This window comes from Chitinophaga sp. 05T412 (assembly GCF_056396465.1).
In genome coordinates, this window is record NZ_JBFTLN010000022.1 from 98904 (window position 1) to 114230 (window position 15327).

10 protein-coding genes are annotated in these 15327 nt (G+C 41.5%); all 10 read right to left on the reverse strand.

Annotated elements, in window-relative coordinates; translation table 11 throughout:
• Positions 1-10 precede the first annotated feature (10 nt).
• The 10 genes from AC1DFM_RS32790 to AC1DFM_RS32835 all read right to left on the reverse strand — a co-directional run bounded on the left by AC1DFM_RS32790 (position 11) and on the right by AC1DFM_RS32835 (position 15319).
• Positions 11-346, reverse strand: coding sequence for a DUF3592 domain-containing protein (locus AC1DFM_RS32790; protein ID WP_477081009.1), 336 nt, complete (start codon positions 344-346; stop codon positions 11-13).
• A 31-nt stretch (positions 347-377) separates the two neighbouring features.
• The gene (locus AC1DFM_RS32795; protein WP_477081010.1) at positions 378-1724 is read right to left on the reverse strand and encodes a hypothetical protein; all 1347 of its coding nucleotides are present in this window, start codon (positions 1722-1724) and stop codon (positions 378-380) included.
• 10 nt (positions 1725-1734) lie between these two features.
• Positions 1735-3573, reverse strand: a complete 1839-nt coding sequence (locus AC1DFM_RS32800) for a type VI secretion system Vgr family protein (RefSeq protein WP_477081011.1) — start codon at positions 3571-3573, stop codon at positions 1735-1737.
• 191 nt (positions 3574-3764) lie between these two features.
• Positions 3765-6194, reverse strand: coding sequence for an ABC transporter permease (locus AC1DFM_RS32805; RefSeq protein WP_477081012.1), 2430 nt, complete (start codon positions 6192-6194; stop codon positions 3765-3767).
• 164 nt (positions 6195-6358) lie between these two features.
• Positions 6359-7903 (reverse strand): FkbM family methyltransferase, encoded by a 1545-nt coding sequence (locus AC1DFM_RS32810; RefSeq protein ID WP_477081013.1) that lies wholly within the window; start codon positions 7901-7903, stop codon positions 6359-6361.
• 51 nt (positions 7904-7954) lie between these two features.
• Positions 7955-8794, reverse strand: coding sequence for an O-fucosyltransferase family protein (locus AC1DFM_RS32815; protein ID WP_477081014.1), 840 nt, complete (start codon positions 8792-8794; stop codon positions 7955-7957).
• 17 nt (positions 8795-8811) lie between these two features.
• Positions 8812-10116 (reverse strand): glycosyltransferase, encoded by a 1305-nt coding sequence (locus tag AC1DFM_RS32820; RefSeq protein WP_477081015.1) that lies wholly within the window; start codon positions 10114-10116, stop codon positions 8812-8814.
• Between the two features lie 24 nt (positions 10117-10140).
• Positions 10141-11223 (reverse strand): glycoside hydrolase family protein, encoded by a 1083-nt coding sequence (locus AC1DFM_RS32825; RefSeq protein WP_477081016.1) that lies wholly within the window; start codon positions 11221-11223, stop codon positions 10141-10143.
• Positions 11220-14054, reverse strand: coding sequence for a TonB-dependent receptor (locus AC1DFM_RS32830; RefSeq protein ID WP_477081017.1), 2835 nt, complete (start codon positions 14052-14054; stop codon positions 11220-11222). Before AC1DFM_RS32830 ends, AC1DFM_RS32825 begins: the two co-directional genes overlap by 4 nt.
• Positions 14054-15319: a 6-bladed beta-propeller gene (locus AC1DFM_RS32835; protein ID WP_477081018.1), complete on the reverse strand. Its 1266-nt coding sequence runs from the start codon at positions 15317-15319 to the stop codon at positions 14054-14056. The genes AC1DFM_RS32830 and AC1DFM_RS32835 overlap by 1 nt, the downstream gene beginning before the upstream one ends.
• Positions 15320-15327 lie beyond the last annotated feature (8 nt).

The window sequence follows — 15327 nt, forward strand, 5'->3', positions numbered from 1 at the left end:
GAAAATTGCTTTATGGTAATCTGAGTACAACATCCTCTTCGGGGTTAGCAGGGTTGTAATAAACAGTAACGGTATCGCCGGGCGTTAAATTGGCGCCCAGTTCTATGTTGGAAGCAAAATGTTCTTTGCCGTCTTTCGTTTTGAATGAGATATGATAACGGGTAGGTTTAGCACCATAGCGACTGACTCTACCAGCCATTTTATCTGTAATGGTGGCTGTTACCGGCTGATAATCTTTATACTTCTTTTTGTCGGGTTGCTGATTGATAAAACTCCAGGCGGTATAAGCCACTGAAATAAGCACAGCTACTACAATGAGATAAACAATTGTTTTAGATTTTTCCATGGTTAAAATACTTTTTATAACTACCTGCCGGTTAATTGTCTGCGGCGCCGGCATATTCCTGATATACGTGGCTGTTTCGGATCTTATGCAACCAGTTTTCGCCCCATAGGCGGTTCATAAAAGGTTCATGCTTCTTCAACTCCGGGTCATTCAATTCGAGCATATCCCTTCCATAAAACATGGCCATGGCATTTTCTTTTAACTCTTCTTCGGGCATGGCGGATAACAGTTCCCAACCTGCCAGTAAGGTACTGGCGGTGGCTTTATGGTTTTCGGTACGACGTTGGCAGGAAGCCAGCATCTGATAAAGCCCTGCCAGCATCATGGGGTTGGCATCTTTACGATCCAGTGCCAAGGCAGACTTGTACACAGTGGCGGCCTCCGATAATTTTTTGTCGAAATAACAGAGATTGCCTTTGGCAATCCGGTAATGAAACTGTTCCTGATTTGTTGTTGCCAGGCCCTTATGTACTGCTTCATCCGCCAGTTGAATAGCCTTGTCGATACTTTCAATGGCCTTTGCTTTTTGTTGCTGCGCGTAAAAATTATGGAGGAAGAAATAAACGATGGCCTCCTGTTGCAGCCAGCGATGCCGGCTGGTGATGTTACAACACTGCTCTTTATAAAACAGCAAATCCTTCTCACTGCTATAAGTAGCCGCCTCATTTAGTTTAATCAAATATTGTTGAAACTGGATAATATCTATTTCCTCCTGTGATGTTTTTTGTGCCTTCGCTTCTTCCAGTATCTGGTTCATAGCTCCCGGAATATCGAGATCCGGCTTGATATACCGCGCAGTGGGATTATTTTTCACAAGCCCTTTGTACAATTCGGCTTCTGTATTATCATACAATAAAAACCGTATGGCAGGAGGAATGGTAGTGGCAGCCAGTAAAGACATCCAGCTCACCAGTTTATCAAAATCATCTACCTGCTCCGGGAACAGGACAATGACCAATACACTGTCTTTTCCATTTATCTGTAGCGCAACTGCCAGATTGGACAAGGCCTGTACAAACTCCGCCTGGGTAACGCCCGTTTTCTCCTGGTAAGGATTTTTCCATGCAATCTCACTGCCATAGGCAGCTACCAGTTTACTGTCCTGATTAAATTGCTGAAAATACTGATGGAGATGTTGTAGTAAACCACCGGCATAAGTGGTACCATTGTCTTCAAAGGGTTGTTGATGCAACAGAAAAGTATCTGGCAGATTTTTTTCTTCAGATACCTGGAACATCACAAATCCTTTGATGGTTTTATACTCTACCAGGTTGGCACCCATCATAATAAAGGTGCGTACCTCCGGATGATCTTTCACTTCCTGGCTCCATACATCACTTAACTGAAGCACCCGTTGCATGATAGCATTGTTCTGCATACTTCACTGATTAGTTAATACTCACCTTTTGGCCCGCCAGAATGGATTCGCCCTGAGCCAAAATAGTCAGTTTTCCTGCAGAGCCGACCTGAGTCTCCGTTTGTGCACCAATACTCAATTTATTTTTGGCGGCAATATTTACCTCGTTAGGGTCCACGGTAAATCCCGAGCCGCTGAACGCATCACCTTCTCCACTACCCGATCCCATGGATACCATTTCTGATCCTACACCTGAAACTTTTTTTGCTTTCAGCATGATATCTTTTTCGGCTTCGATGGTAATGTCGCCCTCACTGGTGAGTGTAATGGAACTCTTAGGTGCGCCATCTCCACAAAGAATCTCTATTTTCACTTTACTCTTCACGGTAATATTTCCAGCGCCGTCTATCTTCACGCTGTTGCCGTCTTTATCTTCCACAAATACGCTTCCGTCTTTATCGTTCAGGATAACCTTGTTGCCACTTCGGGTTTGCAGCGCTTTCACATCATTGGCGGCGTTACCGAAAGCGTTATTGGCTTTACCATGATATACTGCACCAATGATATATGGTCTGGTAGCATTATCTCCTTCAAAACCAGTGATCACCTCCTCCCCTGCTTCAGGAATGAAGAACATCCCTTTTCCGCCACCGGCATGCGGTGTAGTTACTCTCACCCAGGGCGTTTTTTCATCGCCGTTCATCCAGTGAAGTTTCACACGCACTCTTCCTAGTCCCTGTGGGTCATTATTATCCGTTACGATACCGCTCTGTGCTTCACACACCGGAAGCTCGGGGATGGTCACTGGCGGCAGCAAAACCGAGGAAGGAATGGCCGTAAACTCGTTACTGTATTCCCCTTTTGTGTCCACATAATGATCTACCGATGTCACCAGGTATTCTCCATACTCTTCCGAGCTTTTACTAAACATATTATGATTGGTCAGATCCGTTTTTGATCCTACTGCGATACCAGGGTGGCCACTTTTACCCGTTAAACGCACCATTTTACTGCTTTCTATCGCATTAAACAGGGTAGCCATATCATCCTGTTGCTTTTTGCTGCTGGAATAGCGGACGCTCCATTGCTTGGGTTGCGTGCCATAGAGTGATTGCGATTTCTCATGTACTTTTTCTCCCAGTGAATTCAGGCCGGCTTTTTTCCCGATGGCTTCATTCACGGGAGTGCTGGCGTATAACTGGCTACTCCGGTAGTCCCAGCCCAGATACTGCATTTGCGCAGGCCGTGCATTCAGGTTGATGTTAAAATGGCTCAGTGTGCTGCCATATCCGAGTGTGGTTTTATCCTCACCGTCCGGAGGCCCTACTACCAGCCTGCGGCCGTCCCAAAACAGCCACTCTCCGTATTCTGCCGTCAGGCGTTTTAGAAAATTCCAGGCGGTTTCCTTGTATTGAACAAAATACTCAATGCTTTCTTTAGATACCGGTTGAATTTTAGGTTCCAACAGGTTTTGCGGGAAAAATTTCAGGACGTCCTGTGCAATATCTTTTACAGATTTGTTCTCCCAGCTTTTACAGTGAGGACCACTATCTAATACGATTGTAGGGCTATATCCTGCGATGACAACATCTCCATATTCACCATTTACGCGGGAAGTTTCTATGCTGGTCACAATGCCGTTAAACTGCATTTCTCCTTTCATGCCTACGCCAGATATGCGGGCATTAAAAGTAGCACCTATCATCTCCCGGGATGAGGTAAAAATACCTGTTACACCATCGATAGTTTCTGCGGGACAAACGAGCTCAAACTGGTGGTGCTCGAATATACTTTGCTTGAGTGCAAATGATCTGAACTGCTGTATGGCATTGCCATTTATGCTAAATTGAGCATCAGTTAACTGGGTCATACAAATATGGGGGCAGACGGTTAAAAGATTGGTTAAAACTGTTTTCTTATAAAGATATTAATTTCAAGATACCAATTTTTCCCCTATTGCCAAGTTAAAAAATTTAAAGGGCTGCAGACCCGGAATAATAACATTCCGCCTGCAGCCCTGATGCAACGAATATAATTTGTTGCTAACGAAGCACCATGCGCTTATTCCATTTTCAAACTCCGTAAGGGATTTGCCACCGCTCCTTTAATCGCCTGGAAGCTTACTGTACAAAGCGCCACCAGCATGGCAATGGCACCAGCCACTGCAAACATCCACCAGTTGAGGCTGATCCGGTAAGCAAAAGCCTCCAGCCATTTACTCATGGCCCACCAGGCCACCGGTGCTGCTATGATAAATGCAATACCCACCAGCTTCAGAAAATCTTTTGATAATAAATAAACAAGGCCCATCAAATCTGCACCCAGCACCTTACGGATACCGATCTCTTTATTTCTTTGTTCTGTGCTGAATGTGGAGAGTCCGAACAAACCAAGTACGGATATAAATATGGCGATCCCGGTAAATGAGTTGATGATGCCCGATAAGGTGGCTTCCGTTTCATATTGTTTCTGCATTTCTGCATCCAGGAATGAATACTCGAACGGCGTGGAGGGAAAACTCTTCTGCCAGACAGCGTCTATCTTTTTCAGCAAGGCACTATAATTCTGACTCTCGGCACTCAGGACGATATGATTGGACGCAAATGCCGGATTAAACCGCAACATCAAAGGTTTGATGTCATCGTGCAGTGAATTGTAATTAAAATCTTTCATCACGCCTGCAATCTCCACAAAAGTAACTGGATCTTCTTCACTATCCTTCGCATACAACCTTTTCCCTACAGCTGTCTGAAGATTTAATCCCATCGCTTTGGCACCGGCCTCATTAATCAACACTCTCCCTGAATCGCTGGCATTGAAATCTCTGCCACTCACCAGTTGAATACCCATGGCTTTAACGAAGTACTGATCTGTAAATATGAATGGTAAATCTTTTCCGGTGCCTACGTTCCCGCCTTCCGGGTAATATAGCCAACTACGCGCTATCATCTGACTCGGATAATTCTCCGTACGACTTACCACCTTCACTTCCGGCAATACCCGCAAGTCGCTCATAAATGCAGTCATTTTCGCCTTGGTATCATCTGTATGAAAATTAAAAATGATGCGTTGACCTTTTTCAAAGCCCAGGTCCTTGTTCTTTATAAAATTTAACTGATTATAGATAACGATGATCCCCGAAATAAATATAATAGATAGCGCAAACTGAAATACCACCAGAAAACGGCGGATACCCGCAGCAGAAATATGACTATTGAAATTACCCTTGATCACACTGACCGGTTTAAAAGCCGAAAGGTAGAAAGCCGGATAACTGCCGGCAAACAATCCTGTGAAAACAATGATACCTGCCAATGCCAGCCAAAGCCGGTAATCTGTCAAAAAAGACAGGTTAATAGAGGCCTCTGTTAACTGATTCAGATACGGCAGGGCTATAGTTAACACCGGCAATGCTACTACCACTCCCAAAAGCGATAGCAGAAATGATTCTCCCAGGAATTGCATCACCAGATCGTTTACGCCTGCACCGATCACTTTTCTTACGCCTACTTCCTTTGCTCTTTTGGATGCGCGCGCGGTGGCCAGGTTCATGAAGTTGATGCAGGCAATAATCTGAATCAATGCCGCGATGAGTAACAGCATCTTCAGGAAGGCGCTATCCACCGTTTTGCTTAACTCGTTTTTATAAGTGGAGGTGGTATGGATGGTGCGGATATTTTGCAGGGATAGCTGCTTTTCCATACCCATTTCTTTCAGCTGCTGTGCACCATGCCTCTCCAGGAATGCCGGCAACTTACTACTCAAGGCGGCTACATTGGTATTAGGCTTCAGCTTTACATAAGACGCCGCGTAATTATAGGCAGCCCATGCGTCGTTACTATAAGTATAGCTGCCCATACCTCCACTGTTCATCGCCATAAACATACTGGCCTGGATATGCGATTTCCCCAGGCTTTCATCCACTACACCGGTTACGGTAAAATTTTGTTTGCCATAGGCATCGTCCATCTCGATTACTTTACCAACAGGATCTGTGTTTCCAAATAATTTTTCAGCGGTTGGTTTCAGCAGTACAATTGTGTAAGGAGCAGCCAGTACTTTTAACGCATTCCCATATACGAAATGATAGGTGAATACGTCAAAAAAGGTGGAATCTACATAAACGGCGTCTTTCTCATAAAGGCTTTTTTCCTGGTAGCGCAACAGGTGCTGCGTTACACCGAATTTATCAGTTGGTACCACCCGGGTAAACTGCGCCACTTCGGCAAAGTCGTTTTTCATGGTGGGTGCAATGGGCGGCGAAGACGTAGCAATATTGGACTTCGTGCCCTGAATGACAAATTCGGAGTTAACACGATAGATGCTGGCCGCCTGATCATGCTGCTTATCATAGCTGTATTGATCCATCACATACATCATGATATACAGGCAGCAGGTAGTACCAATCGCTAAACCGACGATATTAACAACACTGAAAATTCTGTTTTTTGCCAAATTGCGGAAAGCAATTTTGAAGTAACTCCTGATCATAGCAACCGGGTTTAATCCGGAGGGCGGCAACAAATAAGGTGCCGTGGGCTAACTATCTGTAAATGAACTCAATAAAAATAGGCGTTGGAGACAGGTGTCCGTTTTTGAAACGGGAGCTATCCGATATTGAACAGCTTTAAAATTAAACCCAATTACTGATAGCTTTAGCTGTGAATAGCACTTTCTTTTACAAAAATCAATTCATACGCAAATGACCTGATTAAAATATAGCCATGCATTTGCATAAAATCAAACACGCATTCCGCTGTGGTATCTTTAGCCCTTGAAATTACAAATACAGAAATATCAATGATGGAAAAATCAATACTCTGTAAAACACCTGATTCCGCTCCCATGACATTTATATAACAAAGGTCTATCGACTGAATGGATAGCGATTGTAAAATAGCGGTCAATGACTCGCAAGGTACCTCAGTTGCTTCATGCGCTAATGAACTACTTCTAACAAAACTGTCAAAAATCCTGCTGCGGTCATAGCTGGACATCAGTCCGGAAAATCTCCCGGATTCCGTCCAATAGCCACTTGCTTCATGGTGAATAACCGCCTGCCTGATAATACATTTTCTGTTCACGTTCAATTGTTCAATGGCCGCTGCGCTACCATCGATGCATACTCCAAACCAATTCCTATAGTGTTCAAAAAAATGGGAGTAGTTATTTGACAGCCCATCATATGCGCCTATATCTAAAAAAAATCCAGACTCACAATGACCAAACAATCTATCCATGAAAACAGATAAGCGATTTGCCCCTCTAAAATTCAGCCAATGTCCACTATCTACGCCCCAGGTCTGTTTCCCGGCCCTTACCATCCCCATAAACATACCGATATTAGAAGTGAAAGTGCCTATAAAAACGGCACTTTTTCTCATCAGTTCTATCTCCGCCAGAAAGGTGATAAGTTGACTATATTTAACCTCATTACTAAGTGCAGAAAACTCCTTTATCGAAAACCCACTCTGACCGGGAGAATGAAGATGATAAAATTCCCTATCGGGATAACTTACCCTGGCCTCCTCCACTACTGCATCATCATCAGATGCCAGAAATATAGGCCAACTCTCCGCCTCCTCTATCTTGTCCAACTTATCAATGTATGCCTTTAAGCTGGTATGAGGAACTTCCGTATGTTTATCTCCCCGCCTGATATGAATTGCAGCATACTGTTCAGGCATATTGAGTGAAGACATTATCTCGTCAATTTTCTCTCTGGTTCCGGCATTATATTTCCATACACAGTCAATGATATTAGCCGCAACATCTAACAGCGCTCCTTCTACATATGGTGATTCAACTTTATAGCCTACATTATAGATATTTTCATCATCCACGTATCCCCAGACATGCTGCGTTAAAAGATCTATCTTATCGCCATTTCCATCATTAAATTCCCTTATTATTGAATCGTCGGGCAACGACACGAGATACGGCCTGCTGTTGTAAATCTGATGGAAGTCGCCATGATGATGCGTTGTAAATGGCTCGAAAAAATCCAGCCATCCGTCCTTTGTGTAGTTGGCCTTTTCCGAGTACAGCTCAAATTGAATGGAATGCTCCAAACAATATATCATGGCAAGCAACATATTGTTTATTTCGGAAAAAAAACCGGAATCACATCCCAGCCGATACACCAATCTTCGTTTAAACTCTTTATTGATACTGATATACTCATCTTTATTTTTGATCATCACCTGCTTTTTTACTTAGTAAGTGTCTCTCCAATGCCTATATACCAATTCCTACGGTTCGAGGATAACATGAATAATGTCCGGATTTACAAATGTTACAAAAACAGACATAGACGACCTATGCGAACTCATAAGTGCATTACATTGGGCTAATAAATAACATTCTATAATAGCGTTCCTGGCATTTAGGTAAGGCGAGCTACCTGGTATGAAATGAAGCCCCGTTCCAGGTAAATGAGATTTTCCACCAGTATTTTCTTCAATACTGTACAAAACGGCTTTTTCTGMGTATCGATGTTTAACATAATCACGTAAGCTCAGCTCATCTGTCGCAAAAAAAATTTTATCAAAAAAATTGTTATTCAGTAAATAGTCTATCTTATTTAAATACTCCGTAAAATGCAATAGTGGTGTTTCTGTTATCTTATCTGTTCCTCTAAAATGAACCGCCAGCATTCGGCTATTTGAAAAGAACTGTTCACAAAAACGGGCAATAACCGTCCTCACCTCTTCGTTCAGCTTGAAATATTTTTCTATCAGCAAATTAGAAAGCACTTTTTCCCGCGTAGAAATGTTTACCCAATTCAAGTATCCTCCCATATTCAATACGGTCATTTTAGGAATACCATTTAACTCAATATCTTCTTGCTGATAAAAATAGTTGAAAACATTTTCGCCATAAGATTCCTCAAAATAAAGATGATTATCGCCCAAATAAATGATGGGGGTAAGTGCTTCTTCCTCACAAATAGACAACCCATACAAAACACAATGAAAGCATGCATATAAGCCGTGCACGCGGCTATCTATCAAAAGATACTTGCTATCTACCAGGTGATCTCCTGAAACGACAATATTTGGATACTTCTTCTCCAGCTGTTTTAAATTCATGGAATTAGATTTTTCGGTTACCTGCTCCATTGCATTTCCGGTGATGTTATCAGTTCATCAAACAGGCTCAAATAGGCTTCTTTCATACACGAAATATTAAACATCTCCCTGGCTTTCTCTAACGCATTTCGACTCAATGTTGCACCCATTTCAGGATGATCCAGTAACAACATAATATTCTCTGCTATCTCCGTTTCATCAAGGTATTTAATTCCCTCTTCATCATAACAGACTTTTACCTTTAATGCATCCATTCTATCGTCAAACATCTCATCAAGACCAATATCACTGCTTACCACCAATGGCAATTGATGAAAGCACATCTCAATAGCGGTAAAACTACATTGTTCAATAAGAGAGGGCTGTATGCCTACATCAGCCATGCTATACAATTCATACACCTGGTCTTTAGGCAGTTCTCCCGTATATACTACACGACTCCAGAAAGGAGCGGCAAGCGGGATATACTCCGCTATCTTTCCATTTCCGACAACTATCAGCCGAACATTTTCATTCATTTCTGCTATCAGATGAAAGGCTTTTAACACGAAAGGAAGCCCTTTCTCGGCGGTAACCCGACCTGAATAAAGGATAATTTTCTCGCCAATCCCAAATCCATACTTCTTTCTGATGGCAGCCTTGTCGTATGTTTTAATCGTTTCCGGATCGATGCCATTGTATACAGTTACAATTTTTTTAGGAGGTACATTCAGGTATTTTTCAAAAAAGTACCTGGCGTGCCTGGTGACGGTAATGGTTTTATCTGCAATAAGGGCCATTTTCTTTTGGTAACCTGTCCATTCAATGGCCCGCGGATTAAAGTCCCGCTCCTCGTTTAACAAAATTGCGCCGAATTCCTCATCAGCAATATTTTTGAAATGCTTCCAGCTCCAGGCATGATGAACATAAAATAACTTAACGCCTCCAAAGCGGGCCTTTATCTCCTCTGCTACATTTAAGAAATCAATACTATTCACCCAGAACACAATATTCTCTTTCTTCTCAATATAAGGTAGGCTGATATCGATGATTCTCCGCGCGTATGACCGCTGTATGATATTATCTTCTGTATTTAGGTTAAGCTTATTTTCCGGAGAGGGAATGATTATATACTCAATATCGTCTTCAACCCTGGTAGTTACTTCCTTTGCTTCCCTGGAATCTGTATTAATGATAGTTACCTTGATGTTTTCCTGGGGCTTTACAAAGGATAAAACTGTGTTGACAAATGTTCCCTGCCCAAAGTGACCGCTTCTGGCAGCACAAAAAAATAACACCAAATTTATTATATCGGGTTCAACAGACCGGACTTTATCTGACATAGCCATTTATTTGGGTTTTATTTCCTAATAATTAATTCCTACAATAGATAACCATTGAAAATTGTTCTTTGAAAGGCTCCAAAGTGGCAAAGTAATCCCACATACGCCCGTATTCAACCCAACATTAATTCCATTAGAATGTCTATCAAATGGGAAGAGATCCGGTAAGGAGTACTCTGCGTATACTTTATTCACTATTTTTAATACCTTATCACTTAAATGCAAAGCGGGTCCAATCCCATGATCCTTATAGATAAGATGCAGCAACATGGCTGTAAAGGCCGCATGATGAACATCCAGCTTGTCGAATTGCGCGGCTGTCCCCTGCAATACCTTTTTAAACGCGCTAATCAGAGACGTATAATAATGGGTATCATCGAGTCTTTTAGCGGAATACAACAGTACAAACCAGCTATCTATATGATTCCATGAAAACGTCGCATCTGTCAATTGAGCGCTTACATACCGGATAATATCTTCGATAATGAGATCAAGCCTTGGTGTAGGTATTCCCTGATTACGAAAAGCTATCAGGAATAAAAGCGCGCTATTGGGACCCGCCCAAAATGTTTGCGTTTCAGGATAGGCTACAGTACCCAAACGGTAAGCAACAAATGCCCGCTCAATGGCAAACACACATCTGGAAAGGCCATCTTTTAGGCGTTGATTAAAGAATAGCGTATTTCGGTGCGGGTACTTTGTACGAAGCCGATGTAAGAGAAAAAAGCCTGTTCCAGTGACACCGCTTTCTATCCCGACATCAGCTATGTTATTGCCATTAATGCTGTCGACGATCATCTTATCACAGTCCGCTAAAATTTCGTTCACATCCTCGTCAATAAATCCCTTCTGCACCAGATGTTCAAGTACTACTCCGAAGCCTGCTATGCCATCTCCAAAAGTAACAGCTGTTATGTCATTAATCTGCTCTATAATTTCTTCCAAAAAAGAATATCCGTTATTGGTATTCAAATAATAAAACAATAATGGCAGTGCAGATTTCCCATTACAGAGTCCAATGTTATCATCGAAGCTACCGTTTAGTAACAAATAGTTACAGTACCTGCGATAATTATCCTTTTTTACCGTTTCCATTTCAGTAATCATATAGGTGATTTAATTTGCTTTCTCTTCATCAGATTTCTTGGATAATATGCAACGGAAACCATGTAATATTGCTGCAACATATTTGTTGAAATCAAATTAACAGACAAATCATTAATGGAAGATCTGATACTTTTATTCTGCCGAAGCAGATCCATAGCAGAGAATTTCAGTTCCAGATTACGACCATCCAGCAGGCGGCATCCTGCTGCCGCATTCCAAATGGTGTAAGGACTCACCACATCGGTTACCCTTTGAACATTGTATCTCAAGTCTGTCCGCAAAACGATGTGACTAACCGGTGTTACTTCGAGATTAACAAAAGAGATCCAGGCCGCAGTATTAAAATCATTCTTCAGATAAGCATACTTTAGAAAGTGATAATTGAAAAACTGAGATCCGCTGAGCTTTAATAGCGTCTTATAGGTATAGTCTACAGAAATAGTATTGGAACTATAGTAGCCTTCTGCCATATTTTCATTATTGTTAAAATAGTTTACTGCCTGATACTTTGAATTCTTCGTAGTAATACTTACCTGGATCTGATTATTCGCATTTAACTTATAGGAATTTCTTACCCTTAATTCAATTTTTTCGGCACGATTGGTATTAAGCGCATTCATATAAGTCAAAAATCGCCGGTTAAATGCTGCATAGGTAGTATTTGTAGTCAATGCATCCATACTTTCATCTATTGATGCCGTGGCGGAAAACTCAAAGTCCTTCCACTTGTTGACATACCCTAGCCTGAACACCCGGGTTTTCCCTGCCTTCAACGTTGGATTACCCATATACACTATATCATAAGCACTATCCACCAATGGCGCCACCATATTCATTTCGGGGTATGCCATTGAATGGGAAATATCAAAATTTACATTTTGCTGATGCTTCCCAATCCGGTTGTTCCTATAATAGACTACAAGAGCCGGTAATAGATTGACATAGCTCAAAGAATAGTTCTGAAAATATTTCTCCGACCGGCTTTGATCGTATCTCATTGCCAGTGGCACTTTTAATTGGAAGTTCAAAATTTTGAAATATCTGTTAGCTGACTTTTTAATAAATCCTTTACTAAGTGTTAAAAAGGGGGTTTCTTCCAGTATGCTAAAATGCCGCATATTAGTCAGATATTCATTTATAACATACTGATACTTCAATGTATCAAATTGCTGCACATCAGCCATTATCCTGCCCACCGTGTAATTCACCTCGTTTCCAGCCGCCAGCTTTATGCCGGTATTAGAAAATCTCCTCCCAAAAATCAAAGGAGCGATATCATCACTCTCTATGATGACACCCAAACTATTTTTTATGGTCTTTCCCTTATTTTTCCTATTAAAATATAGTCCGGCACTTGTAGTCTCCAATGCGCTTACTTCACTCATCCTTGTACCATGATTGTCTTGCTCCACATAACCATACGATAGTCCTACGTTCAAGCCTTTATAGGCTTTCAAGCTGGCAGCATTTCTGGTGTCATAACCGGTTTTTACACTAACGGAATTGGTAATACTATACTCCTCAGAGCGGTCAGACCTTTTAAATACCTCCACGTCATCTCTTGATGTAACACTGTGCTGGTCCCTAAATTGAGTGTTTCGGACATTGGAAGCGTTCAGGCTTATATCAAAGCCTTTATTTTCCTTTTTGTCCTGGTATAATAGTGAGAATTGATGGTTTTCGGGCGTGCTTTTCAAGAACTCTGATTGCGCCGTTTGTTGTATGCTGTCAGGCCGGAAGTTGTAGGTTTGCTGCTCTGAACTCAGGATATCTGTCCTTGTTCTATTATAGAAATACTCCCCATTAATTTGATGTGTTCTACCTGATGAATTACTCCCCGACAGATCCTGTCTCATGGTGAAGCCTGCTGCCGTTGATTTATTTTCACCCAATATGCTAAAATCAGTTGCGTAGTCGCTACTGGTATTTCCCTTGTAAGTACTGTTTAAAAAAATCTGATTTAAATTATTGACATTTTTATTGACTGTATTATGGTTCCCGGCAATGCCTACCTGGCTTCGGGGAGAATACCGGTTTAATGCAAGATCAACATCATACAAATTACTACTAATGCTTTTCCCTATGCCTGCTTTTCCAAAATTGCCTGTTTTCCTATCCTGCTTTAGTACAATGTTCATGTTCTTCAGCGTATCCGCAAATGCATTTTTAACGGGTTCGTTATATACTTGTATTTTACTCACACTTGACTTATCCAGATTTTGCATGGCTATTTTAGGATCTCCACCAAAAAAAGGCTTCCCATCTACATATACATTCGATATTTTCTTCCCATTTACTGTGATAGTACCATCTCCCCAAATAGTGACAGCAGGTATTCTTCTCAATAAATCTTCTACCACCGCATTTTTTTCCAGTTTAAATGCATCTGCGTTAAACTCCAGCGTGTCCCCATTCATTTTTACCGGCACTATTGACTTCACGACTACGGTTTGCAATGTTAAGGTGTCCCGTGTCATATTAATCGACTTAAAATCATTCACCAAATGAAGACTATCAAGGGTAAATGTTTTGGTAGTGATTTTATAACCCGTAAAAGAGGCATACAAACGCAACGGCTGATGAAGAGGGATCGACTTCAATGTAAATGCACCCAAATTATTGGTGAGCGTAAATTGCACCAATACCGAATCCTGCGTGTATACCGATACTGTAGCAGCGGGCAGCTTGAGACTATAGGCAGCATCAACAATAACTCCCCTTATCTCACCACTATTGGTACTCACAGTGTGCTGTGCATAGCAGTTTATTCCGGTCAGGCAAACTATCAAACCAATAATTAAACGCTTTACATCCGTTTTCTTTAGCCTCATCAGATACCTGCTTTCATCTTTATTTTAACAATAATAGGATTGTTATTAGCTGTTCCTTTACTAAAAAAGGTCTTTAATGTAGTGGGGAGCCGCTTCACTTTTTCAGGTGGTCTACTTTCCTTCTCTGCCAGAAGACGTGCTGATGACAAAGAGGTATACAGGCAACCATTATCTGCAGCTTGCACAATACTATGATCAGCAAACAACGGTAAATAAGCGTTTAACGAATCTGGCGATACGTTTGTCAGGGAATACAAACTACCCGTTGTCAAAGAATACAGGAAATGTGCACCTACATTAGGTAGAGATACTTTAGATACTAAACTAAATGTGAGGGATTTCCCGCATTCGTAAAAATTTTCTATCGTGAATATATATTTACTATTATTGACCAGGTAAGCGTCCCTCTTTCCATCCAGTTGTTTGTCGCTAAAGAACTCCTCCGGCAATGTCAGCATATAAGGGAAAACAAAGTTGTACGCTCTCCTTACGCTGTCTGACGTTATCCTGTATACATTATACTGATAAGACTTTATATAGAAAGCGGCGGTATCATTTACGCCATAGAAATTTCCGCTCAGGTAATCATCACCTGTAATTTCCCGGTCAAAATTAAATGGCAATGCTCTCCCATATATCGCTCTGGGTAATTGCCCCAAAAGCAACTCGTACTTTCTATCTTCTTCCTGTTGCTGCAAATCTTTCGGAACACTAAAGAGCGCATTAGCAAAAGCATACGTTCTATTTCCCAATGCATAGAAACAATTAAACTGCGCAATGGGGTCATCTTTTCTTACATCCTCTAATTTGACATAGTTACCAGTAATATTAAAGAACGCCAACTTCCGCTGGTGATCAGTTGTCATTACCTGGATAATAATCAGGTGGTTAATTCGATCTATACTAAAGGATTTTAAAGTCCTTTTTCCTTTTATTACTTTAATCTGAGGTATGGTATTAATCTTATTGACAAATTTCCCTATTCTATTAAAAATCAAAATAGCATCCGTCTCTTCATCATAAATAATAAGGGTATCACGCACTACTTCAAGACGGTCGACTTGCCCAAAATAGCTTTCTGAGGTCGTTTCCAAAGGAATGCATTCAACCCCTGTTGCGAGATCTGAAATCTCCGCACCATAGGCCTCTTCCGGATCTATGCGGATTTCCCGGGAATGAAAAGTATCTACGACAAAGCTTTGCGAGGAAACCAGCCGGGGGAATATTACAAGAATGATTAAAATGCTTATCGTTTTAAGTCTCATTTCCGGAT

What these genes read in the sequence shown, in the direction of transcription:
- AC1DFM_RS32800 (WP_477081011.1), bottom strand. Translation starts at nt 3,573, where the DNA reads ATGACCCAGTTAACTGATGCTCAATTTAGCATAAATGGCAATGCCATA.
- AC1DFM_RS32805 (WP_477081012.1), bottom strand. Translation starts at nt 6,194, where the DNA reads ATGATCAGGAGTTACTTCAAAATTGCTTTCCGCAATTTGGCAAAAAAC.
- AC1DFM_RS32835 (WP_477081018.1), bottom strand. Translation starts at nt 15,319, where the DNA reads ATGAGACTTAAAACGATAAGCATTTTAATCATTCTTGTAATATTCCCC.
- AC1DFM_RS32830 (WP_477081017.1), bottom strand. Translation starts at nt 14,054, where the DNA reads ATGAGGCTAAAGAAAACGGATGTAAAGCGTTTAATTATTGGTTTGATA.
- AC1DFM_RS32795 (WP_477081010.1), bottom strand. Translation starts at nt 1,724, where the DNA reads ATGCAGAACAATGCTATCATGCAACGGGTGCTTCAGTTAAGTGATGTA.
- AC1DFM_RS32790 (WP_477081009.1), bottom strand. Translation starts at nt 346, where the DNA reads ATGGAAAAATCTAAAACAATTGTTTATCTCATTGTAGTAGCTGTGCTT.
- AC1DFM_RS32820 (WP_477081015.1), bottom strand. Translation starts at nt 10,116, where the DNA reads ATGTCAGATAAAGTCCGGTCTGTTGAACCCGATATAATAAATTTGGTG.
- AC1DFM_RS32810 (WP_477081013.1), bottom strand. Translation starts at nt 7,903, where the DNA reads ATGATCAAAAATAAAGATGAGTATATCAGTATCAATAAAGAGTTTAAA.
- AC1DFM_RS32825 (WP_477081016.1), bottom strand. Translation starts at nt 11,223, where the DNA reads ATGATTACTGAAATGGAAACGGTAAAAAAGGATAATTATCGCAGGTAC.